Consider the following 23,822-nt stretch of genomic DNA (forward strand, 5'->3'; position numbering starts at 1 on the left):
CTACGACACCAGTTCCTTGAAGATACCGTTCCCTGCCAAAAGTGTCTCGTGTGTTCCGTCTTCCACCAATTGACCCGAATCGAAGACGACGACGCGATCGAACATCGTCCCCATTGCCGGATTCGTCACGACCCACACAATTGCCGGCGAATGGCCGTCGCGTCTGGCTTCCTCGAGTACGTTTCGAAGCACCTTATCCTGCATGCGCTGGTCGAGCGCCGACAGCGGGCGGTTGAGAATGAGAAAATCGGGACGCTTGAGCAGGGCCCGGGCGACATCAAGCTTCTGTCGCTGTCCACCCGTCAGCCGCCTGCCGCCGGCGCCGACGTTGAAGTCCAGGCCGACATCCAGAAGTTCGGCATAAAGCCCCAATTCGTCAACAATGTCATAGACGATGGACCGAATGCGATCCGGCGCATCGGGATGGTTGTTGCCCACACGCCCGAACAGGACATTATCCATCACGGTGGCTGCGGCAATGTATTTGGCAGGATCATACCGTTCGATCGCATTTTGCAGCTCGGGGGGCAGATTTTCATAGAACCGGTTGCGTGCAGCGACGATCTTGCTCATCAGCTCGTCGCTGAGCAGGCCGAAGCGGTGCCGGGGCTCGATATAGGCAAAGCTCAGGGTGACGATCATGGCGCGGTCGTTCTCCGAAACCGCCTCATACGGACGGTTCTTGAGCCGTTGCAGCAAGGTTTCGTAGGCGGGTATCTCCTCGGCGCTCATGAAGGCGAGTTGCTGGAAGAACTGGTGATCGGGCGGCAGGTCGGCAAACAGCTCGATCGCCTGTTGGGCGATCTCCATGCCCATTTCATAGAGCGTGCGGTCGAGGCCGGCTTGCCTCAGCACGGAAGCAAAATACGGATTGGCCGCGAGAGCCCTGTCGGCCAGATCGGGGCCGGCGGCAGCGCCGAAGAGCAGGTTTTGGCCGATCGTTGCTTCCTTGTTGTAGGCGCCCGGTTCGAAAGGAACCACCAGTTCGCTCAGCCCTTCGCGTTCCAGCCTGGTTCGCAGCGCAGCACGCAGTTCGACGATCCGCCTGGCAAGCTCCGTGTGACGCGTGAGGTCGGCCGAAGAGCGCAAGCCGAGATCCAGAATGTCGCGTGACAGAACAACCGCGTCGAGCACCCGCCGCACGGCTTCAAAGAGGTCGTGCGGGCCAGTCGCGCCGGCGGAAGCATAGTTGATCCAGTCGCTGTGGATATCAAGATCGGGGTTGCCCGACCGGCGCGCCTCGTCGATGTTCCAGCGCTGCTGCTCTGCCGCGGCACCGTCATAAGGCACCGATGTCAGGGGCGCATGCTTCAATCCGTAGAGCAGGTTGTCGCGCAGGCTTGCCTGGAACAGGAAAACATCCGACGAGGCATAGGACATGCGCCGCCCGGTTACTGCTTCCGGGAGTTCAAGCAGGTCGTCGGTGCCGGAAGCGACCCTTCCGCTGGTCGGCCAGTTCAGCCGCGCGAAGGCTTCCGCAAGCGCCTCCGCTCCGCCTGTTGCGGTGCTGACCAGCGCCACCGTCTCACCGGGCTTGACCTGGAGGGAGATACGGTCGAGGAGCATTGCACCGCCATCGTCTGCTATGGATAGACTGATCGCCGACAGCGGGCGGGTCATCGGATCGGGATCGTCGATCGTCAATGCCCCGATTCTCGGCGCGATGAGACCCTCGACGGTGAACTGCTCAACGACCTGCTGATACTTGACCTGGACATCCTGCCGATCCTGATCCCAGTCGATCAGTTCTTTCATCGGTCCGGGCAGGTCCTTGTAGGCGCCGATCACGGCCACGAGCTGGCCGACGTCCAGCCGCCCCTGGATGACCAGGTATCCGCCGATCATGTAGAATAGAAAGGGCGTGAGCTGCGCGAGAAAATTGTTGAGGAACTTCACCATGAATTTCCATTGGTAAAGATCGAAGCGGATCTTGAAGATGAGCCCTAGCCGCGCAGCTATGTCGGCGCGCTCGTAGTTTGACGTATCGTGGACGTGAACCGCGCCGATGCCGTCGACGATTTCGCCAACCCGGCCCGAAAGCGCGCGCGCCGTCAACTGCCGTTTGCGCCCGAGCACGATCAGCCGCCGCCGCATTCGCGGGATGAGCACGATCTGGATCGCCACGATCACAACCGCTATCATTCCGAGCCAGAAGTTCTGGACCATGATGAACAGCATGGCCGTCAGCGCCTGGCCGCCGAGCAATACCGGCTGCAGGAAGGCGTCGCCGATGAAGCCGCCAAGCGGCTCCACCTCGTCCTTCACCATGGTCGCCACCTCCGCGGATTTCACCCGCTTGAAATAAATAGGCGGAAACCGCAGCACACGATCGACCAGGTCGAAGCGGATACGCCGCAGCATGCGTTCGCCGAGGCGGCCCTTGTAGGTGTTGATGTATAATTTGAACAGCCCGTTTATGATGACGAGCAAGAGGAACACAACGCTGAGGGCAAACAGCGTCGCCGTGCGGTCGAGCTGAAAACCGGAGAAGAACTGCACCTCTCCAATGAACGGCAGGTTATAGTGTAGCCTCATGAATGACTGGGTCGCGCCCGGCTGCTCGAAGCCCTTACCTTGGATCGGGCCGTTGACGATCAGCTTCGGCAGGTCGAAGGACATGAAATACGGGATCATCGAAAGCAGGACGATCGTCAATATCCAGAGCTGCTGCTTCCTGGTGTGCGTCCAGATATAGCGGGCTAGGCTGGGTTCCATGCGACTATTTCAGGTGGAAGGAAGCAGGTTGTGAAAGCACCTGGCCGCGGCTGCGCGGCTGGTGCTGGTCGATGGATGCCGATGATCCGGACAGATGCAAGCGGCTCTCTCCGGCACCGGGCAATGGCGAAGCGGCTTGCAACATAGTTATGTCCGCGAATCAAGCAGCCTTGCCGGAGGCAAGATTGCGTTGTGTCGCCCGAGATCCCAACATACAAGACGAATATGATGGATATCATGCAACCACGCAATGCCGGCATGGACTGGCACGAGCAAGCCTCGGATCTCACGCGGGGAATTGCCGCCTATGTCGACTGCCCTCTCGTGGCGGGGCTGGCGCGCGTCATCGCCAAGCATCCGAAGGCCGATATCGCCAACGCCTTCAACCACAAGCAGGTCGCCTGCAAGATGTGGGCGCTCGACAGGCTGTTCGAAAGCTGCGGCGGCCGGTTCGGGCGCATATGGGTTCTGGGTGGGTGGTACGGCGTATTGCCGGCAATGCTTTTCAACGACGCCCGCTTCGACATCGCGGCGGTCGATAGTATCGACATCGATCCCGAAGTCGCGCCGGTCGCTCGGACCCTCAACCGGGAAGCCGGTGACCGGTTCCGGGCGCTGACGGCAGATATGTACGCACTCGACTATGCGGCCGGACGGCCCGACCTGACGGTCAATACGAGCTGCGAACACATAGCCGATCTGCGCGCCTGGCTTGCTCTGCTTCCGCGGGGCGCGAATGTACTGCTGCAATCGAACGATTATTTCAGCGAGCCAACGCACATCAATTGCGTGGCTTCACTTGCAGCCTTCGAAGCAATGGCGGCGCTACGGGAGGTGCGGTTCTCCGGCGAGCTGCCGACAAAAAATTATACGCGCTTCATGCTGATTGGAACTGTTTGAGGCATTTCGCCCAAGAGGGCGTAGCGTTTATGGGACAACGACACACATAAAAACAAGGACTTGAACCGCATCGCACAAATCTCACCACACGCGACGCCGCTAAAGCATGGTTCCCGAAAGTGGGAACCGGTTTCGGGACAAAGACATGCGCAAAATCAAAACTAAAGCGCATGGAGTGAATTTGAAAGATCGCGACGCGCTTTAGCGTCCAGCGGATGTTTGATCATGAACTTTTCCGGAATCGGGCACCGCTTTTAGGGACCATGTTCGATATCGCTCGCGCAGGATTTGCGCCGAGCGACGCGCGCCTTCCAGATCGAGACGATGCGCGGATGGCGTCGGTCCCACAAGCGCCTGTTCGATCGCTTGCGCCAAACCTTCAGGCGTCAGGTCCTTTTCCATCAGCACCGTTGCCAGACCGAGTTCCTCGAGCATCAGGGCGCGTGCCGTCTGTTCGGTTTCCCCTCCGGCCGCAAATGGAACGAGCAGGGAGCGACAACCCGCGCGCAAGACATCGCAGACCGTGTTGTAACCCGCCTGCGAGACTGACAGGCGGGCGCCGGTCAGCAGACTGGCGAAATCCTCGCGGAACCGGAAGATGGACAGGCCCGGCGTGGCATCGCGCGCGATCGCGTCAAACTCGTCTTTCGGCAGGTTCGGGCCGGTGATCAAACACCATTTCCAAGCGTTGCTGGCATTCAGCGCCGCCGCGATGGTGGAGCTGACAAGGCTCTTTCCGGCAGCCCCGCCGCCAACCGACACCAAGACGTCGAAGCGCTCGGCGGCCGCGGGCGGTGGCGGCGCGGCAACGAGCCCTGTGTAGGTGACCTCGGTCCTGATCGCCCCAGCCAGTGGAAATGTCTTGTCGATGGTTGCGAAAGCCGGATCGCCGTGGACCATGACAAGCTCGAAATGCCTGTTGACGAGATCGACCGTTTCCTCGTCTCGGCCCGGCTTGACGCGCTCCTGAAGGATATCACGGACGGACGTCGCCAACAGCGGTCTGGGCGACCTCGCTTCGATGGCCTCGATCAGTGGCAGGAGTTCGAAACGCATCTGCCGGCGTCCAAATGGAAACGCCTCGACAATGACGATATCGGGCCTGCAATCGCAGAATGCCTGCAGCAGCATCTCTGAACGGCATTTCTTGAAATCATCGTCGATGGGTTTGCCCTGCAGGTCGACAAGCGCGGAAAATCCTTCATCACCGGAGGTGACGGGTGGCAGGGTTACAGATTTTACACCCAGTCCTGGAAACCCCGCGATCGGCGCTCCGCCGGTCACCACGGTTACGTCAAACCCGTCATCGACCAGAGCCGTCGCAATGCGGCTGGCGCGCGCGAGATGGCCGATACCGAGGAGGTGCTGGACATAGAAGAAAGCGCGCAGTCGCTTCATCCGGCGGCCCGCCACCCCCGCTCGAACAGTTCCTTGAGCTGTCCAATGCTTGCTATGTGATCGAAATTGCCGCGCACGCGCCGCTCCGCGGCGTCGCCGAGGCGGGCGCGCAGCACGGGGTCACGGATCAGGCGCTCCAGCGCCTGTGCCAGGGCAATTGGGTTTTCCGTCGGAACCAGCAGCCCGGTTTCATCCGGCGATAGAAGCTCCGGCACCCCGGAAATATCGGTCGACACGCAGGCAAGCCGCTGGCTAGCCGCCTCCACCAGAACATTCGGCAGACCATCCCGGTCGCCATTCGCGGTGATCCTGCAGGCCAGGGCGAAGATGTCGGCGCAGCGGTAGTGCTCAAGCACCTCCTTCTGCGCAAGCGCGCCTTTCCAAGAGACGCGACCATCCAGACCGAGCTTTTGCGCCAGCGCCTTGAGCCGTTCCAGTTCCTCGCCGCCGCCGATATGCTCGAAACGCCACGCCAAATCGCCAGGCAAGAGGGCAAGGGCCTCCAGCAAGGTATCGTAACCTTTCTTTTCGACGGCGCGTCCGACGCTCAGAACTACAACCGGTTCGTCCGGCGCCGAGCCGTCATGCTGTTTCCGCGCCTCGCCGAAACTGCCGAAGCGATCAAGGTCCAGCCCATGGTAGCTCAGATGCACAGGCGACTTGCCGTTGGCGAGTTCTTTCAGACGGTCGAAGCCGGTTTTCGTGCAAGTGACCGTCCAGCGCGCCGAGGAAAGCTTGCCGGCCAGATCCCAGTCCGCCGAAGTCCAGATGTCCTTGGCATGGGCTGAGCAGCTCCAGGGCAGGCTACGAAGCTGACTGGCATAGCGCGTCACCGATGCCGGCGTGTGCGCGAAATGTGCATGCAACCATCCCGCGTCTTCCGGCCATTCGGCAGCCAGCACGAGCGCTTGCCCGAAGCGGCGCACGCGATTGCGCGTAAAGTCGCGGGGGATATCGGCAGCCAGCGATCCGAGCGCGCGCCAGAAGCCCGGCCGCAGCAGATGAGCAAACAGCGAGCGGACCACGCGCAGCGGCTCTTCATGCAGATATTCCGGCAGATAGTGGACGGGCGCTTTGATCTCGTCATGCACGGGGTGGCGTTTTGCGTCGGTCGGCCGCCTGAGCGCAACGAGTATCAACTCGAACCCCGCACGCTCCAAACCAAGCAGTTCTTGCGCGATGAAAGTTTCCGACAGCCGCGGATAGCCTTTCAGAACCACGACGATCTTGCGATGTTGCAACTCAGTTCAGTCCTTCGATGACCGAAAGCTGAGGGCTGGCCCGCCGGTCGAGCAATTCCGCGACGATTTCGGAAATATGAGGCAGCCCTTCCAGTCTCAGATGCGGATTGCTCTGTGATGGGGGGGGCCGATCCGGCAGCGCCACCAGCGCATCGGCAAACCGCTGGGAATCCTTGGCTTCTTCCGGCAAGAGCATCTCGATGAGACCGAGTTCGGCTGCGCGCCGGGCGCGGATCAGTTGTTCCTCGCGGGGTTCGACGCGCGGCACGATCAGCGCCGGCTTGTCGAAAGACAGTATTTCGCAATAGGTGTTGTAACCGCCCATCGCCACTACCGCCTTGGCGCCGGCAATCAGGTCTTCCATGCGGTTGTCGAACTCGATGATCTTGATATAGGGGATCTTGGACCCCTTCTTGAGCAGCTTGTTGCGCTTGCGCGCCGGCATGTAGGGCCCAAGCACGATCAGCGCCCTATGCTGCAATTTGGGATCCTGCTGATAGGCATCGATGACGTCGTGGATCAGTTCGGCGCCGTCACCGCCGCCACCGGTGGTGACGAGGATATAGTCGCCCTCGGGCCGGTGGCCGGGCAACTCGTTCCGCGGCAGGCTCCGTTGCAGGAAACCGACGAACCTCATCTTTGCCCTGACCGCCGGCGGCACATCCAAGCCGGTCAACGGATCGTAGAAATCGGGCGGACCATAGGCCCAGACCTTGTCGTAGAACAGGCCTATCTTGCGCATCACATCCTTACGTGCCCACTCTGCCTCGAGCAGATGCGGCGCATCCATCACCTCGCGCAGGCCAAGCACAAGCGTGGTGCCCCGCGTCTTGAGGTAGGACAGCGTGTCCTCGATCTCACCGCGCAGGCCGAGCGGTTCCTTGTCGACGATGAAGATATCCGGCCGAAAGCTCTCGGCTGTGTGGCGGATGATCGACTGGCGCATCCTTAGCGTCTCATCCAGATCGATATCTTTTTCCAGCGAGGTGTATTCGCCGTTGCGCAACTTGATGACGCTGGGGATCTTCACGAAGTCGACACGGGCGCGGTAGTCGAAGGCGCCGGCGATGGTCGCACCCGAAATGATAAGCACCTGAAGTCCGCGGAAATCCTCGACCAGCGAATGCGCGATCGTCCGGCAGCGCTGCAAGTGGCCGAGCCCGAACGTGTCGTGGCTGTACATGAGAATTCGAGCGTCTTGTGCGTGCTGGGTCATATTTGAACGAATTCTTGTCTTTAGGAGCGTGGACGATCCACAGGATGCGAAAGCGGGTCTACCGGCATGTTTTGAAACATGAGGAGGCAATTTTCAATTTGTATTACCCAAGAAGCCGCCAATCCCTCACCATCCGCGCGCTCGGCGCCTTTATAAACTGCGTCGACCACGGCAGCGCGCACATGCTGCGCAGCGGGCTTTGGCTCTAAAATCGGCGCGGCGATAGTGCCGCCCTGGGGCTGGACGACCTCGTAACTGAGAAGATTGAACTGTTCGACGGCTCGCTGGAATACCGCCAGGTACCCGGCGCGACAGTCTAACTCGGACCGATGACGTCTTGCACCACATCATGGGCTTCTTCAAGGTAGGAGCAGCGATGGACGTAGATGTCGTTGCTTGCCGATTCGACCGGAAGGTTAACAGCACGATGCCACTCATGATTCGACGATTGGGAGCCGGGAACCTGGCACAACGTCTCGGAGATCTGACTGCGATGTTGATCCTGATTGCCAGGCCGCTCGTCTTTGGAATCGCCCTTTTGTCGGCTGGTCCGGCACAGGCGCAGGCGCCGGCGACCGTCCCGCCTGAAAGGGTCAAACAGCTATTCGAGCTTCTCGACGATCCGTCAGTGAAGGCCTGGGTGGCTGAACAACGAAATCAAAACGCAGGGTCAACCGGAGCGCCTGCAGAAGCAGGAGCTTCGCCGGCCGACGCATCGTCGGACGCCGTGGCCGCACCAGGCCAGATGAATACGATGGCATCCTCGACGCTCGATCGGATCAAGCATCATATCGAAAGAATCGTGCAAACTTTGCCCCTGCTGCCGGCGCAGTTCGCGCGCGTTCGTGCTGAGACCATGGACGATATGTCCAGCAAGGGGTCTGCCGGCGTGCTTTTGCTGATCGCGATGTTCATCGCTGCCGGCGTGGCGCTCGCTTGGGCAACGTACAGGCTTACCCGTCCGTTTCGTCTTTGGATCATCGCGCAGCCGAAGGATACGCCCATCGGGCGGGCCAAGAAGATTGGCGGCCGCACGCTTTATTCCAGCCTGCTGATCGTCTCGTTCGCGCTTGGCAGCGCCGGCGCGTTCATGTTGTTCGACTGGCCAATGCTTATCCGCGAGATCGTGCTGACATTTCTGATGGCTGCAGTCGTTACATCGGCTGTGCGCATGTACCTCGCAGCTATGCTCGTCCCTTCCTTCATGCAGGTCGAGAACGCCGTCGAGGTTCGTGCTTTGCCGATCACCAACGAGACGGCTGACCATTGGTTCTATTGGCTACCCCGGATCGTCGGCGTCTTCGCCTTCTTCGCCGCCGCGTTCATCCTCTTGCCGGGTCTCGGTATCGATCGGGACGGGATGATGGTCCTGTCGGTGGGCGCCGATTTCGTGCTGCTGTTGCTGTTGCTGCTTGCCGTTTGGCGTCGGCCAAGAACGCAGCGGGAAGGTGCGCACCACACGGCAACGACATGGTTATTGACTGCTTACTTCGTCGTTCTGTTCCTGCAGCGCATCGCCGGCCTTTATATACTCTTCTGGTTTACCTTCGCCGCATTCTTCCTGCCTTTGGCGGTCGTACTGGCGCAGCGCGGGGTCAATTTCGTCCTGCGACCGGGTTCGGAAGAAGCAGGCCGGCCCACGATCCCGGCGGTGACGATCGCTGTCATCGATCGCGGGATCCGGATGATTTTCATCCTGGCGGCGGCTTATTTTCTCGCGCGTGTCTGGGGTCTGGACATGCAGTCCATGCAAGACGGCGATACGACGACCATGCTCATACTGCGCGGCCTGATCAATATCATCATCATTGCGCTTGCCGCCGATTTCGGCTGGTCGATCATCAAAGCGTTGATCGAACGAAAGCTGGGCATCGAAACACCGCACGCGGTGATAGGCGAGGAGGACGTCCCGACCCTCGATCCTCAGCAGGCTCGGCTGCGCACGCTGTTGCCGATCATCCAGAACATTCTGCTCGCAGTGATCGTCGTGATGGCGGTGCTGATGATGCTGGCCTCGGTGGGTATCCAGATCGGCCCGCTGATCGCCGGCGCCGGCGTCGTTGGCGTCGCTGTGGGATTTGGAGCGCAAACCATCGTCAAGGACGTCATTTCGGGCGTGTTTTTTCTGCTCGACGATGCGTTTCGTGTTGGCGAATACATTACATCCGGCCGTTACGTGGGAACGGTGGAGAGCTTTTCGCTGCGCTCGGTGAAGCTGCGCCACCATCGTGGACCGCTGTTCACAATACCTTTCGGCGAACTCGGGGCGGTCCAGAACCAGAGCCGCGACTGGGTCACCGACAAATTCAACATCACCGTTGGTTATGACACCGATATTGACTTCGCGCGCAAGCTGATCAAGCGAGTTGGCCTTGAGCTGGCGGAGGATCCCGAGTTCAAGCACTGGGTGCTCGAACCGATCAAGATGCAGGGCGTACAGGAGTTCGGCGAGTACGGCATCGTATTGAGGGTCAAGGTGACAACCAGACCGGGAGGCGCCTTTGGGATGAAGGGCAAATTCTTTGTACGCCTGCGTCAAGTCTTCAAGGAGCAGGGCATCGAACTTCCGCTTCCGACCGTCCAGGTCCAGGGGCCACACAGCCCACATGGGGCAGAGAATGCGCCCTTGGAGATCACACCCGAATTAAAAATTGCCGCCGCGCAGTCGCACACCAACCGGCGCAGAAAAAAAGCTAACACGACGGAGTAGGAAAGCTGTAACACCTGCCGGTCGCAGCATGACTTTCCGCGCATCGATCGCGAAGAGGTCAAGGAGTTTCCGCGCGACCTGAATTGAGGTGATGGCGGCCCACGGTGCTCAGCAGCGTCGATCAGTCGGCCTTGCTCAACCGCGGGTTCGCGACAGCATCTTTTCGGCAAAGGCTTCCACCTCGCCTTCGCGAGGTTCTTTGCCGGTGTGGGTGAGCAGGTAGGCCGGCGTCAGGAAGAGACGGTTGCTCACCGGCTCGACGATTTCGAGCGAGTAGTAGCCGATCTGGGTGAAGTACAGCACGCGCGCCCGCACGAACGCTTCCGTGTCCGCATAACCGTGCCGCGAAAACATCGCGCGGATGGCGTCGACCCGCGCGTCGTCCTCCTCGTTCACGATCCGGTGCACTTCGGCGGATTGGCGCGACCAGGCGCGCACGGCGAAATCCAATCGCGGATTGAACAGCTTCTCATCCAGCCAGCACTCGAAGACATTCAGCACGGCCTCAGTTATCGATGCGGCGGACCGACCGGCCTGCTCGACAATGAAACGGGTGTTGTTGTTGCGCCAATGGTCCAGAAGCTGATCCAGCAGGTCCTGGCGGCTCTTGAAATACCAGTAGAAGCTGGAGCGGGAGACATTCAGCTTCTGCCCGAGCGCAAGCACGCGCACCGCCTCCACGCCCTCGGAGATCAGCGTCTCCAGCGCGAGCTTCATCCAGTCCTCGCGCGTCACCTTGGTGTTGCCGGTCAGACCGGACCGTCGCGCGACTTCATCAGCACTGGAATCAGGAAGCATAGCGAGCCGGCCGAGATTGAACGCCGGCTAGATAGACGCGAAACCGCGTCGCTACAATACTGACAACCGTTCCAGCCATTCCCAAAGATAAGGAGCGAGGCCGCGGTCGACATGGAGGCGCGCCCGGTCGGGGCTGCCGAGCCGGTAAAAGAGGACACTGACGCCGGCGAAAAGGATCGAAGCCGAGCGGCTTGCCTGGCCCGGATCGAGCGCAGTGCCCCTGGCAACGAGACCGGCCAGACCCGGCCCCTCGATCTCGAACACATGCAGCCCGGCATCCATGACCGAGACCGCGAAACCGGCCTCGTGCCAGCCGGCCGCGATGGGGAATGGCCGTTCGCCAACGGCGAGTATGCGATCGCGCGCGATCCGCACCTGGTATTTGTCGCCGCTGGCTAGCGCGCCGGCTCCAACGCCTTCGCCGGCAAGGCCGGAAACCTGCGCCCAGGCTGTCAGGTCGCCGCTGACCAGGAGCTGATTCAGCCCGCCAAGCGTGCGTACACTGATGCCGTCCTTGTTCAGCACCGCCGTGGTCCAGTCCGGCGCTGCCGGCCACTTTTCGGCAAGGTTACGCATGCAGCCGCCTCCCTTCCGGATCGAAGGCGCAGGGTGCGACTATGGTCGCCTGCCGCACGACGCCGAGATGCCGAACGTCGATCGTTTCGCCATGCCGCGCGGCGCCCCGTTCGATGAGCGCCAGGGCAACCGGGCGGCCGAGGGTCGGACTTTGATAGCTCGAAGTGACGAAGCCGATGCTTCGGAGGCGGCCCCCGCTTTTCTCGACGCCGTGCGCGCCGGTCGCCAGCGGCACCTCGCCTTCGTGGACCGCAAGCCCGACAAGCTGGTTGCGGTCGGCCCTGTTCGCCGCTTCGGTGAACAGCGAACGCCGGCCGACGAATTCACCTGTACGTTTGGTTCGCGGTCCGCCAACGCCCAGGTCGTGCGGCATGATGTTGCCGTCGGTGTCCTTGCCGATGACGATGTAGCCCTTCTCGGCGCGCAGGATCATCAGGGATTCGAGCCCGAGCAGAACGGCGTCGAACGCTCGGCCCTCCTGCTGCATCCTTGACCACAGCGCTTCGGCCCGATCGGCGCGGATGGAGATTTCATAGCTTCGGTCGCCGGTGAAGGATACCCGGGCGATGCGCACCTCGTCGCCGGCAAAATGGCCGGCGCCGACGGCCATGTGCGGCAGGCTGGCATCGTCCAGCGCAGCACCCAGATCGAGCGCTTCCATCAGCCTGCGCGCGTTCGGTCCCGACACGGTCAAGGTAGCGTATTGCGCGGTGGCGTTATGGATATAGACGGCATCGCGGCCGAAACGATCCTGCCGCCATTCTTCGAGACGAGCATGGACGGCCGCGACATGCGACGACGAGCACGAGACGATGAAGCGGTGCTCGTCCAGGCGAACCAGAACGCCGTCATCGAACACGACGCCGTTTTCCGACAGCATGAAGCCGTAGCGGCAATGGCCGGGCTTCAGGGTCGACATGGTGTTGTAGTAGATGAAATCGACGAATTCCGCCGCGCGCGGGCCGATCACCTCGATCTTGCCGAGCGTCGAGCCGTCGAAGAGCGCGACGGATTGCCGGGCACGCCGCGCTTCCTCCTGGATTGAAGCCCTGGCCTCGCCGCGTCCGTAATAGGCCGGCCTCAGCCAGCCGCCATATTCCTGGAACACCCCGCTTGCCGCGCGATGGTTTGCCTCCAGCGGCAGGCGGCGGACCGGAGCGTGCATGCTTCCCCGGCGCGTTCCGGCCAGGCTGGCAAACGGGACAGGCGTGAATGGCGGCCGGTAGGTCGTGGTGCCGACTTCCGCGATGGCGCGGCCGGTGACATCGGCCAGCAGCGCCAGGCCGTTCAGATTGGACGTCTTGCCCTGGTCCGTCGCCATGCCGAGCGTCGTGTAGCGCTTCAAGTGCTCGACGGAGACGAAATTCTCCCGCGCCGCAAGCTCGACGTCCTTGGCGGTGACGTCGCTCTGATAGTCGATCCACACACGGCCCCTGGCCTTGGGCTTCGGCCACAGGCCGACAATGCCCAGCGTCGCTTCCGCACCCGTGCTGCGCGGCGCGGGCGATGACGAGGAGCCGAACGGACCGAGGGCCGCTGCGCCGCTCGCCAAGGTCTCGGAAAGCGAGACCGTGCCGGCCACAGCGCCGCCCACGCCGATCCCGTCGACAGCCTCTCCGGGAACGAAAGCCGCGAGGTCATCGCTCCAGGCGAGGTTGCCCTTCGCCTGCGAGAACAGGTGCACCGTGGGTGTCCAGCCGCCGGAGACGAGCACGCAATCGGCCGCCAGCGTCGGGCCGTCGTCGAGCAGCACGCCCTGGACGGCGTTGCGCCCGCGCGCCGCCGCCACCGTGCGCCCTGCCAGGACGCGAATACCGGTCCTCGCTTGAGCGCCGCCATGACGCCGGCAATCGACCACCGTCACCGAGGCACCGGCCGCGGCGATCGCCGACGCCGGCTCGTAGGCGCTGTCGTTGTTGGTGGCGACCACGATCTGGCGGCCGACAAGCAGGCCATGCCGGCGCAGATAGACAAGTGCGGCATCGGCGGAGAGTATCCCCGGGAGGTCGTTGTTGGCGAACGGAACCGGCCGCTCGATCGCGCCCGTCGCCAGCACGATGCGGCGCGGCCGCACCCGCCACAACGTGTCCGGCCGTCCGTCGCGGTGCCGCTGGTTGAGCGCCACCAGATTGTGATCGTAAAGGCCGAAGGCGGTCGTATCGGCGAGCACGAACTGGCCGCCGCTCTTCAGCCTGGCAACCGTCGCATCGACCCACGCCGTCCCCTCGACACCATCGACTTCGCCGGCGCGGTGGCGCAACGATCCGCCGGGATGCGTCCGCTCGTCGACCAGGACGACCGAGTGGCCCGCCGCCGCCGCGCCGGCAGCCGCGGTGAGCCCCGCCGGTCCGGCGCCGACCACCAGGACGTCGCAGTGATGGTTGATCTGGTCCGCCACCTGGCGCGGCTTCCAGTCGCGGTCGACGACACCAAGCCCGGCCATGGCACGGATACGCGGCTCGAACAGGTGCCAGTCCGGCCACATGAAGGTCTTGTAGTAGAAGGCGGCGGGCAGGAAGCGGGCGAAGCGGTCGAGCACCGCATTGCGGTCGGCCAGCGCCGTCGGCGAAGCGTTGACGCTCCTGACCACGATGCCGTCGCTCGCCGGCACCGTCGTCGCCCGCGCATTCGGCACGCGGCCGTCGGCGCTCTCGACGTCGACCAGTGCGTTGGGCTCCTCCACGCCGGAGCCCCAGATGCCGCGGGGCCGGTGATATTTGAAGCTGCGGCCGACAACGGCCTGGCCGCTCGCCAGCAGGGCAGAGGCGATCGTGTCGCCGGCAAAACCCTCGACGCGCCTGCCGTCGAAGGTGAAGGTCAGCCGGCGCGCGCGATCGATATCGCTGCCGCCATTGGGGAGACGCGAAGCGCTCATGCGCCGTGCTCCGTTTCGCCGAGCGCGGAAGAACCCGAGACCTTATGGCTGACGCTGTCACGGCTCATCGCGAAGAATTCGCCGCAGGTAAGATGCACCCAGATCTCGCGGGTCGGCCCTTTCGGATTGTCGCGCATGTGGAGATAGCCGGCCCAGCGCTCGGCCGTCACGTCGCTGCCGTCGGGCCTGAGGTTGCCGGCCTCGCCGCCATGGTGAAATTCGCTTTCTTCACGCGGCCCGCAGAACGGGCAGGGAAAGAGCTGCATCTTTTTCTAACCTTCAATGGGCAATGCCGGAGCCGGCCGCCTCGTCGATCAGCCGGCCGCGGGCGAAGCGGTCGAGATCGAAAGGCCGGCTGATGTCGTGGTGGCTGCCGGTGGCAAGCAGGTGGGCGAGCAGCGTGCCGCCGGCCGGAATCGCCTTGAAGCCGCCGGTGCCCCAGCCGCAATTGAGGAACAGGCCGGGCAGCGGCGATTCACCGATGATGGGCGAGGAATCCGGGACCACGTCGACGATGCCCGCCCATTGCCGCATCATCTTCAGCTGGCCGAAGATCGGGAACATGTCGAGCATGCCGGCGATCACGCCTTCCAGCACCGGCAGGTTGCCGCGCTGGCCATAGGATGGGATGCGGTCGAGCGCGCCGCCGATGACCAATTCGCCCTTGTCCGACTGGCTGACATAAACGCCTGTGTCCGGCGAGATCACCACCGTGTCGATGATCGGCTTGACCGGTTCAGACACACAGGCCTGCAATGCGTAGGAGTTGACCGGCAGCCGGAATCCCGCCTTCGCCGCCAGCACCGATGAATGGCCGGCCACCGCCATTCCCGTCCGCTCGGCCCGGATTTCGCCGCGCGACGTGACGACGCCGCGGCAGCGTCCGTTTTCGATGATGAAGCCGGAAATCTCGCAGTTCTGGATGATATCCACGCCGAGGCGGCTGGCCGCGCGCGCATAGCCCCAGGCGACAGCATCGTGGCGGGCGGTGCCGCCGCTTGGCTGCCAGGTCCCGCCATAGATCGGGTAGCGGGCATCCGGGCCGAAATTGTAGATCGGCACGACGCGGCGCACGTCCTCGACGGAGAACAATTCGCAGTCGATGCCGTTCACCTGGATGGCGTTGACGGTGCGCGCCGCGGTTTCCATTCCCGCTTCGCTGTGCGCGAGGGTCAGGATACCGCGCGCGGAAAACATCGCATTGTAGTTCAGATCCTTTGAAAGCGTCTTGTAGAGGCTGTGCGCCAGCCCGTAGATCGCCGCGCTTTCGGGATAGAAGTAATTGGAGCGCACCACGGTGGTGTTGCGGCCGGTGTTGCCGCCGCCGATCCAGCCCTTCTCCAGCAATGCCACGTTGGTGACGCCGTGGTTCCTGGCGAGATAGTACGCGGTGGCGAGGCCGTGGCCGCCGCCGCCGATGACGATGGCGTCATAGCGCGGTTTCGGATCGGGCGAGCGCCAGGCCTTTTCCCAGCCGGTCTGGCCGGTGACGCCTTCCTTGAAGAGTGAAAGCGCTGAATAGTGTCTTGTCATGCACTCAAGCCCGCATCATCAGGCGACTGGTATTGCATCGGTACGCAGGGGCATTGAGACGCCGCGTCGCCGGCGTGATGCCAAGCCGGCGCAATCAACTCGCCCCGCCCTTGAAGGTCCATAATCCGTTCCGTCCCGCTGCGGATTGGCGAAGGCCGTCGACCTTCGCGCGGCGCGAACTTAGCTTGAATGTACACTTGTGTCCATTAGGCGCGGACATAATCCGAAATCTATTCGGCGGCAAGGATCTGCGGTCGTTGCGAATGTCGGGCCCTGGCGCTCAACGACCGTGGTGATTGCGTGATAAGGGGGTGGTGCCGTGCCGATCTCAAGCCGGCGCGCCGCACAAGCACGGCGATCACGGCATTGTGAAATGCATTTGCGCGCATCGGCCTGACGGCGGATTTGCTTTGCTTGGTGATCCCCCATCGATAGGGCAAACTGCCTCCCGGGCTGTCTGGAGGAGAAATGAGAGCACGCGCAGCGACGGTCGGAGACCTTGAGGATGTTTTCCGCGGCCTGTCCAAGCGAATGTCGGAGGAGTACCTGGCGGCCGGCAAGGACAGCAAGGCCGCCTACGACAATCTGATGATGAACCTGAAGGAAGGCCGGGCGCATGCGCTGGTCCAGGACGACAAGGCCGTCGCCATCATCGCCTGGCATGAGCACGGCGACGCGGCCGACACGCTGTTTGCCGCACAGGAGGACTTCTTCAGCGCGGCAACCGTTCGCTTCTGCAAGCGCCACATCCGCCATATCCAGGCGCTCGCCGGCAACCTTCCCGTACACTCGCGCAGCTGGCTCCATCGCCCGGACGTCGCAAGATGGTTCCAGGTCATCGGCTATGTCGAGCGAGGCCAGGAGAACGGCGCCACCCTGTTCGAGCTGCCGCCGTCCCCTACCGGCTGAGGCGGCTTGCACCGCGAACCAATTGGCGGGATGGTATGGAAGGCAGCCGGGGGCGCTGGCACGCCGGATATGCATGGCTGCTGGAAATCGAGATGTTGCGCGCTTGCTTGGCCTTTGCCGCCCTTGTTGCCCTGGTGAGGCCGACAGAAGCGGGCGAGCGGCTGCCTCATCTGCTCGACAACTCCGACCTGGCGACCGCCTATCTGGGTGAGTCCGACCTTGTGACGGCCTATACGACCGGAATGGCCCGCTACCGCCTTCAGCTCATGGCGCGTACCGGTACAGCCAACCTCGCCGTCCCTCTCGAACCTCTGGCTTTGCGGCCGGAATTCCGCCAGCGGACATGGCGCTCGGCCGACGGCAGCCTGCTGCAAGGTTTTGCCGGCAAGGGCGGCTTCCGGCTCACCGTCGGGAACTGCCTTGCGCGCATCTGTGCGGCAAACGAATGCAGCGAAGCCGGCTGGCCGGTCTATGCCTGCAGCGACGGCCGCAAGCGCAGGATGTCGGTCCAGAGCTTCGTGACGGCGACTTTCGACGGCGTCCCCTACCGGCGGTTGAGCGCGCCGCCGGAACCATGACTTCGCGGCGTCCGATCGGCCTTGGCCGCTCCGATACCCTACCCGTGTTCCGGTCGTTTCTGCTCACCGACCGCGTCGATCTGGAACAGCGCGAGCTTCAGCGGCGGCGCAGCAGCCACATCACCACCGGGCCGCCGATGAGCGTGACGACGAGGCCGGCCGGGACCTGGCGCGGGAAGATCAAGGCGCGGCCGATCCAGTCGGCCAAGACCATGATCAGTGCGCCGGCAAGAATGGCGCCGACGACCTGCGGCAAAGCGCGGGCAAGGCCGAGGCGCCGGGCCAGATGCGGCGCCATCAGGCCGATGAAGGTCAGCGGGCCGACGATCAGGGTTGACGCGGCGGTGAGCACGGCGACCATCAGCAGCACCAAAAGCCGAGTGCTCGCCACATCGACGCCGAGCGAGCGCAGCGCCGGCACGCCCAGCGGCAGCATGTCGAGCCAGCGGATGAATAGCGGCGCCATCAGCAACAGGCAAAGCGCGATCGACGCCGTCAGGACCGCCGAGCCTTGATCGACACCGTAGGTCGAGCCGGTCAGCCAGTTGATGAGAAGCATGGCGCGCGGATCGCCGGTGGCGGTGAGCACCAGGATCAGCGCATCGAACAGCGCCGTCAGCGCGATACCGGCAAGCAAGAGCCGCTCCGGCGCGTAGGCGGCGCGGCGACTGATGGCAAGCACGACAAGCAAGGATGCGAAGGCGCCGCCGGCGGCGGCCGCGGTCTGCACAGGGCGGCCCGGATCGGAGACGGCAAACATCGCTATCACCATGCCAAGCGCGGCACCGGCGCTGATGCCCAGAACCTCCGGGCTCGCCATCGGATTGCCGGACAGGCGCTGCATCATCAGCCCGGCGAGCGCCAGCATGACGCCGGCGGACAGGGCGGCAAGCACGCGCGGCCAACGCCAGGACAGCAAGGGCTGCAATTGATCGCCGACGGCGAAGCTCCAGCCTTCCGGCGCGGGTCCGCAAGAGAGAGCAAGAACCAGAACCACGAGCATGGCGAGGCCCAATACCGCGAGCAGCATGCCAGGGCGCCGTAGCCTGGGCAGGCGCTCCGCGGCGAGCACCGGAAGTTCAGCGCCGAGGCTGAGGCGAGGCAGCAGCCAGAGCAGCAGCGGCGCGCCGAGCAGCGCGGTGATGGCGCCGGTGGGCAGCAGGTCGCCCCGCGGTCCGGTTGCGAGTTGCACGCCCTGGTCGGCGGCCCATAGCAATGCGGCGCCGATCAACGGCGCCACGACCAGCCGCTGACCGAACCGGCGCGCCCCGCCGATACGGGCAAATGCCGCGGCCGCGAGGCCGACGAAGCCGATGGCGCCGACGGCCGCGACGACGAAGGCGATGAGCGCCACGGCCATGCCAAGCCCGGCGAAACGATAGACGCCAAGCGGCACGCCGAGGCTGCGCGCGCCTTCGTCCTCGAGGCCGAGCAAGGTCAGCGGCCGCGTCATCAGGCCGATCGCCAGCGCGGCAATGCCCAGGCGCGGCAGCAGCCAAAACGTCGTCACCCAATCCTGCTGGCCGAGCGAGCCGGCGCCCCAGATGAACAGGCCGGCCAGCCATTCATGATTGAGAACGACAAGCGCTGCGCCGGTCGCTCCGGCATAAAGGCTGACGACGAGGCCGGCGAGCACGACGGAAAGCGGCGACAGGCCCTTGTGCCAGGAAAGCGCAAGCACGGCCGCCAACGCCGCAAAGGCACCGGCAAGAGCCACCCATTCGCGCCCGAAGGCGAGCAGCGAGGGCGCGAAGAGCGTGGCAAGCGCCAGCGCCAGATAGGCGCCGGCGGAGACGCCGACCGTTTCGGGCGAAGCCAGCGGGTTGCGCAGCACCTGCTGCAGCACGGTGCCGGCCAAGCCCAATGCCGCGCCGCAGAGCAGGCTGACGATAAGCCTGGGCAGGAAGGCATAGTGGACCAGCACCTGCCGCATGTCGTCGATGTCGGGCACAAGCGCCGCGTCGAACCAGAGCGCCGACGGCAGTTGGACGGACAGATTGCGAAGCGTTGCCGCTGCAGCCAGGGCGGCGAGCGTGACGCTCAGTAGGATTGCGACAAGCGGCCAATCGCGCCTGGCCGCAATCCGGCGTTTGGCGCCGGCCGGGATCTCGCGGCTTTGCACCATGCTGGCCGCGTCCTCAGCCATGGGCGGTCATCGCTTCGGCAAGCAGGCAGGCGAAGCGCGAAGCCGCGGGAAGAGCGCCAAACATCAGCACCGGGGGCAGGCGCATGATCGAGCGATTGCGCACGAAGGGCATCGCGTTCCAGACCGGGCTTTCGGTCAGCGTGCCGCCGGCTCCGGCGGGCAGAGGTTCGAGATAGGCAAGACCCGCCTCATCCACCGTCGCCAGGCCGTCGATGCCGACGGTCGCAAAGCCCCAATGATTGGTCTCGGCGGTCCAGGCGTTGCGGATGCCGATGCGGTCGAACACGTCCTGGAACAGGCTCATGCGGCCATAGACGCGCACATTGCGCTGATCCATGAAGGAGACGATGTAGAGCGGCCTGGCTGCAAATGGCGTCAGCTCCTGCCTGACCTTTGCCAGGTCTGCCTCGGTCGCTTCGATCAGCGCCTCGCCTTCGGCTTGCCTGCCGACCAGGCGAGCGAGTTTCCGGGTGGCTTCGACGGCGTTGCGGTAGGGTTGGCCGTTCTCCGTATAGATGCCGATCGTCGTCACAGGTGCGACACGCTCGAGCAGCGGCTTGATGCCATCCAGATAGGGGGTGCTAAGGATAAGATCCGGCTTGAGCTGCTGAAGAAATTCGAGATTGGGCTCGAGCAGCGTGCCGATATCGGCGACCTGTGGCGGCAGCGCCGGCTCGACCACCCACTCCTCCCAGACCTTGCGGTCGGCGATGGCGACCGGCCGGACACCCAGCATCAGCAAGGTCTCGGCCAGGCCGTCGTCGAGGCAGACGATGCGCGGCAGCCTCGACGACGCGGCGACCGGCCGGATACCCGCGAAAGGCGATGCAAGAAGCCCAAGCGCCGCTCGCCGGGTCATACCAGGGGGTTGAAGCCGAGGCGCGTCGGTTCTCGTTCCAGCCGCCGGAAAGTCGTCTGGCACCACGGTCCCCGCCTTTCTTGCGCATCTTCGAAATCCGTTTCGTTGGCTGGTTGATTATGAAACATGAATTCTGTAGTCAACATTTAAACGTTGACCAGGTGCCCTCGTGTTCGAAGGCGCCGGCTTGCGTGGCCGTTGCCATGCATGGCATCTGCGCGGGAATGACACGCAAGTTCATCCACGCGCGGCCGGAAGCCAAACAAGCCGCTTCGGCTTCCAAGGTCAGTCTCAACCGGGCGCTGTCGAAGCTTGGGCTCTGTTCGCGCAAGCAGGCCGAACAGATGATCGCCGAGGGGCGCGTGCGCGTGATGGGCAAGGTGGTCAGCAATCCGTCACTGCGCGTCGATCCGGATCGCGATCGCATCACCGTCGACAGCGAGCGCATCGTCGCCGAGCGCAAGGTCTATCTGATGCTCAACAAGCCGCGCGGCCTGGTCACCACGCGCGACGATCCCGAAGGGCGCGGCACCGTCTACAATTGCATTGCGGATCTCGGCCTGCCTTTCGTCTCGCCGGTCGGCCGCCTCGACAAGGCGAGCGAAGGCTTGCTCCTGATGACCAACGACACGCGCTGGGCAAATGCCCTGCTCGATCCGGCCTCGCATGTCGCCAAGACCTATCACGTGCAGATCGCTTCCGCCCCCGACGAGGCGATGCTCGAGCGGTTCCGCCAGGGAGCTGCCGTCGATGGCGAGCTGCTGACGGCAAGCTCGATCGAGCTATTACGCAGCGGCGGACGCACCGCCTGGCTGGAGATCATGCTCGACGAGGGCCGCAACCGGCAGATCCGCCGCCTGCTCGGTGCTTTCGACATCGAGGTGCTGAGACTCGTTCGGGTAGCGATAGGGCGGCTGCAGCTGGGTGATCTGACGAAGGGCAAGGCGCGACATTTGACGGGTGAAGAGCTGGCGATGCTGGGAGCCTAAAGTCGGTTCCCGTGACGTCCTATCAGCGTTGCTAGCGGAGAAGCCTTGAAACGCCGGCGGGACAGCGCCCCCCTCTGTCCTTGCCGGACATCTCCCCCACTTGGGGGGAGATCGGACGTCGCCGCCGCTTTCGCCAATCGCCAACGTCGCAGGATTGAGCGGGGCGCCAAAGCTGCCAATCTCCCCCCTTGTGGGGGAGATGTCCGGCAGGACAGAGGGGGGCGCGACGGATCACGACAGACCTCCCCCTTGCGCCGCTGCGTTCCTCGCCGGAGCTACCGCTGGTTCCACCTGCGAATGACCGGTTCGGTCAGATCATGCTCATGGCCGAGAATGCTGAGGCTGGCTGTATCGAGCACGAAATCCGCGCCGCCCTCCGGCGGTAGACCGATCCAGCGGGCGGCAAGCACACGCAGGAAATGCGCGCTCGAAAAGATCAGCACATTGCCGGCGACGGCACGCAGCCCGGCGATGACGGCATCGGCCCGGGCGCCGACGTCCCTCGCCGTCTCGCCGCCCGGGCAGCCGTCGCGAAACACGTTCCATCCGGGGCGCTGGCCAAGGATTTCCTTCGTCGTCACGCCTTCATAGGCGCCATAGTCCCATTCCTGCAGGTCGGCCTTCTTCACCGCGCGCTCGCCGAACCCCGCAAGCCGGCAGGTGTCGAAGGCGCGCTGCGACGGGCTCGACCAGACGGCTTCGAAGGTCAAGCCCTTGAGACGCTCCGCAACGTCCCGCGCGGCATCCTCGCCCTTCGCGGTCAGCGGAATGTCAGTGCGGCCGGTATGCTTGCCCGACGCGCTCCACTCCGTCTCGCCATGGCGGACAAGGTAGATCTCGGGAAACGCGCTGCTCATCGACCGCCCCTCGCGATTGTTTGCACCGGCGGGAGAGCCGGGCCGCGCCACCCTATGCGGCGTCCGGCAAAAAGAACAGGTCGCGGCGGGAGCCGCGACCTGTCCAGAGTCGGGAGGATGCTGGTTGCTTCAGGCAGGCTGCAGGCCGCCGGAGAGCGACAGATCGGCTTCTTCCGGCAACTGGCCGGCCATGGCGGCGGCGAATTGCTTCTGGTCGAGCTCGCCTTCCCAGCGCGCCACGACGATGGTCGCAACCGCATTGCCGACGAAGTTGGTGAGCGCGCGACATTCCGACATGAAGCGGTCGACGCCGAGGATCAGCGCCATGCCGGCGACAGGCACCGAAGGCACGACCGACAGCGTGGCGGCCAAAGTGATGAAGCCGGCGCCGGTGATCCCGGCAGCGCCCTTGGAGCTCAGCATGGCGACCAGAAGCAGCAGGATCTGGTCGCCGAAGGTGAGCGGCGTGTCGGTCGCCTGGGCGATGAACAGCGCTGCAAGCGTCATGTAGATGTTGGTGCCGTCGAGATTGAAGGAATAGCCAGTCGGGATGACCAGGCCGACCACCGAGCGGTTGCAGCCGGCGCGCTCCATCTTGGCCATCAGGCCGGGAAGGGCCGCCTCCGACGACGACGTGCCTAGCACCAGGAGCAGCTCTTCCTTGATGTAGCGGATCAGCGCCAGGATGGAGAAGCCATTATACCATGCCACCGCACCCAGAATGACCAGCACGAAAAGCAGCGACGTCAGGTAGAAGGTACCGATCAGGAAGGCGAGATTGGCGATCGTGCCGATGCCGTATTTGCCGACGGTGAAGGCCATGGCGCCGAACGCGCCGATCGGTGCCGCCTTCATCAGGATGGCGACGAGGCGGAAGATCGGCGCGGTCAGCGCCTGCAGGAAATCGACCACCGGGCGGCCGCGCTCGCCGACGAGCGCCAGCGCCACGCCGAACAGCACCGAGAAGAACAGCACCTGCAGGATGTCGCCCTGGGCGAAGGCACCGGTGATGGTGTCGGGGATGATATTCATCAGGAAGCCGACGATGGTCGTGTCATGCGCCTTCTCGGTGAAGGTAGACACCTTCGTGGCGTCGAGCGTCGCCGGATTGATGTGCATGCCGGCGCCGGGCTGGATAACGTTCGATACGACCAGGCCGACGACGAGCGCCAGCGTCGAGAAGACGAGGAAGTAGATCATCGCCTTGCCGGCGACGCGGCCGACCTTATGCAGGTCGGAGACGCCGGCGATGCCGGTCGCCACGGTGAGGAAGATGACCGGCGCGATGACCATCTTGACCAGCTTGATGAAGGCATCGCCGAGCGGCTTCAGCGAGGCGCCCAACTCGGGATAGAAATGGCCGAGCAGGATGCCGGCGGCGATCGCCGCCAGAACCTGCACATAGAGATGCCGGTAGAAGGGAATTTTGCCGCGCGGTTCCGCGGCAGCGATTGCCGTCTGCATGATGTCCTCCGTGCAGCCCCGATCGAGAAGCTCGACCTCCCTGGGGCAGTTGACCTCC

The 23,822-nt window shown here is 63.7% G+C and carries 18 protein-coding genes; 5 read left to right on the forward strand and 13 right to left on the reverse strand.

Annotated features, from left to right (window positions below):
* Entirely contained in the window at positions 1–2,715 is a 2,715-nt protein-coding gene (locus tag RFM40_RS23690) for an ABC transporter ATP-binding protein (RefSeq protein WP_320278325.1), read from the reverse strand.
* 228 nt (positions 2,716–2,943) lie between these two features.
* Here RFM40_RS23690 and RFM40_RS23695 point away from each other — a divergent pair, with 228 nt between their 5' ends.
* Positions 2,944–3,615 carry a class I SAM-dependent methyltransferase gene (locus RFM40_RS23695; protein ID WP_320218921.1) on the forward strand — a complete coding sequence of 224 codons (672 nt, stop codon included), beginning with the start codon at positions 2,944–2,946 and terminating at the stop codon, positions 3,613–3,615.
* A gap of 201 nt (positions 3,616–3,816) precedes the next feature.
* Here RFM40_RS23695 and RFM40_RS23700 read toward each other — a convergent pair whose 3' ends face one another.
* Genes RFM40_RS23700 through RFM40_RS23710 form a run of 3 tightly spaced genes read right to left on the reverse strand, consistent with a single transcriptional unit; the run spans position 3,817 to position 7,470 of the window.
* Positions 3,817–5,013, reverse strand: a complete 1,197-nt coding sequence (locus RFM40_RS23700) for a glycosyltransferase family protein (protein ID WP_320278326.1) — start codon at positions 5,011–5,013, stop codon at positions 3,817–3,819.
* The gene (locus RFM40_RS23705) at positions 5,010–6,254 is read right to left on the reverse strand and encodes a glycosyltransferase (RefSeq protein ID WP_320228976.1); all 1,245 of its coding nucleotides are present in this window, start codon (positions 6,252–6,254) and stop codon (positions 5,010–5,012) included. Before RFM40_RS23705 ends, RFM40_RS23700 begins: the two co-directional genes overlap by 4 nt.
* Position 6,255: 1 nt before the next feature.
* Positions 6,256–7,470: a glycosyltransferase family protein gene (locus RFM40_RS23710; protein WP_320228975.1), complete on the reverse strand. Its 1,215-nt coding sequence runs from the start codon at positions 7,468–7,470 to the stop codon at positions 6,256–6,258.
* 493 nt (positions 7,471–7,963) lie between these two features.
* Here RFM40_RS23710 and RFM40_RS23715 point away from each other — a divergent pair, with 493 nt between their 5' ends.
* Positions 7,964–10,180 carry a mechanosensitive ion channel family protein gene (locus tag RFM40_RS23715; protein ID WP_320278327.1) on the forward strand — a complete coding sequence of 739 codons (2,217 nt, stop codon included), beginning with the start codon at positions 7,964–7,966 and terminating at the stop codon, positions 10,178–10,180.
* Positions 10,181–10,315: 135 nt separating this feature from the next.
* Here the strand turns inward: RFM40_RS23715 and RFM40_RS23720 are convergent, their stop codons facing one another.
* Genes RFM40_RS23720 through RFM40_RS23740 form a run of 5 tightly spaced genes read right to left on the reverse strand, consistent with a single transcriptional unit; the run spans position 10,316 to position 15,962 of the window.
* Positions 10,316–10,978, reverse strand: coding sequence for a TetR/AcrR family transcriptional regulator (locus tag RFM40_RS23720; protein WP_320278328.1), 663 nt, complete (start codon positions 10,976–10,978; stop codon positions 10,316–10,318).
* A 51-nt stretch (positions 10,979–11,029) separates the two neighbouring features.
* Positions 11,030–11,554, reverse strand: a complete 525-nt coding sequence (locus RFM40_RS23725; RefSeq protein ID WP_320278329.1) for a hypothetical protein — start codon at positions 11,552–11,554, stop codon at positions 11,030–11,032.
* On the reverse strand, positions 11,547–14,429 hold the full coding sequence (locus RFM40_RS23730) for a sarcosine oxidase subunit alpha family protein (protein ID WP_320278330.1): 2,883 nt from the start codon (positions 14,427–14,429) through the stop codon (positions 11,547–11,549). The genes RFM40_RS23725 and RFM40_RS23730 overlap by 8 nt, the downstream gene beginning before the upstream one ends.
* A complete protein-coding gene (locus tag RFM40_RS23735; protein WP_320278331.1) occupies positions 14,426–14,695 on the reverse strand; it encodes a sarcosine oxidase subunit delta in 270 nt (89 codons plus the stop codon). The genes RFM40_RS23730 and RFM40_RS23735 overlap by 4 nt, the downstream gene beginning before the upstream one ends.
* 13 nt (positions 14,696–14,708) lie before the next feature.
* On the reverse strand, positions 14,709–15,962 hold the full coding sequence (locus RFM40_RS23740; RefSeq protein WP_320278332.1) for a sarcosine oxidase subunit beta family protein: 1,254 nt from the start codon (positions 15,960–15,962) through the stop codon (positions 14,709–14,711).
* A gap of 468 nt (positions 15,963–16,430) precedes the next feature.
* Between RFM40_RS23740 and RFM40_RS23745 the strand changes: the two genes are divergently transcribed.
* Together RFM40_RS23745 and RFM40_RS23750 are read left to right on the forward strand one after the other, a co-directional pair.
* Positions 16,431–16,871, forward strand: a complete 441-nt coding sequence (locus RFM40_RS23745) for a hypothetical protein (protein WP_320278333.1) — start codon at positions 16,431–16,433, stop codon at positions 16,869–16,871.
* A gap of 92 nt (positions 16,872–16,963) precedes the next feature.
* Positions 16,964–17,449, forward strand: a complete 486-nt coding sequence (locus RFM40_RS23750; RefSeq protein WP_320278334.1) for a hypothetical protein — start codon at positions 16,964–16,966, stop codon at positions 17,447–17,449.
* A 97-nt stretch (positions 17,450–17,546) separates the two neighbouring features.
* Here the strand turns inward: RFM40_RS23750 and fhuB are convergent, their stop codons facing one another.
* Both fhuB and RFM40_RS23760 read right to left on the reverse strand, forming a co-directional pair.
* Positions 17,547–19,595, reverse strand: a complete 2,049-nt coding sequence (gene fhuB / locus RFM40_RS23755; protein WP_320278335.1) for a Fe(3+)-hydroxamate ABC transporter permease FhuB — start codon at positions 19,593–19,595, stop codon at positions 17,547–17,549.
* Entirely contained in the window at positions 19,588–20,454 is an 867-nt protein-coding gene (locus tag RFM40_RS23760; RefSeq protein ID WP_320278336.1) for an ABC transporter substrate-binding protein, read from the reverse strand. Before RFM40_RS23760 ends, fhuB begins: the two co-directional genes overlap by 8 nt.
* A 224-nt stretch (positions 20,455–20,678) precedes the next feature.
* Between RFM40_RS23760 and RFM40_RS23765 the strand changes: the two genes are divergently transcribed.
* Positions 20,679–21,443 (forward strand): pseudouridine synthase, encoded by a 765-nt coding sequence (locus RFM40_RS23765; RefSeq protein WP_320278337.1) that lies wholly within the window; start codon positions 20,679–20,681, stop codon positions 21,441–21,443.
* 275 nt (positions 21,444–21,718) lie between these two features.
* On the opposite strand, the gene RFM40_RS23770 is transcribed toward RFM40_RS23765, so the two are convergent.
* Together RFM40_RS23770 and RFM40_RS23775 are read right to left on the reverse strand one after the other, a co-directional pair.
* Positions 21,719–22,300 carry a histidine phosphatase family protein gene (locus RFM40_RS23770; protein ID WP_320228965.1) on the reverse strand — a complete coding sequence of 194 codons (582 nt, stop codon included), beginning with the start codon at positions 22,298–22,300 and terminating at the stop codon, positions 21,719–21,721.
* A 129-nt stretch (positions 22,301–22,429) separates the two neighbouring features.
* On the reverse strand, positions 22,430–23,764 hold the full coding sequence (locus RFM40_RS23775) for a dicarboxylate/amino acid:cation symporter (RefSeq protein WP_320278338.1): 1,335 nt from the start codon (positions 23,762–23,764) through the stop codon (positions 22,430–22,432).
* Positions 23,765–23,822: the final 58 nt, after the last annotated feature.

The sequence above is a fragment of the Mesorhizobium captivum genome, assembly GCF_033977165.1.
GTDB lineage: Bacteria > Pseudomonadota > Alphaproteobacteria > Rhizobiales > Rhizobiaceae > Mesorhizobium > Mesorhizobium captivum.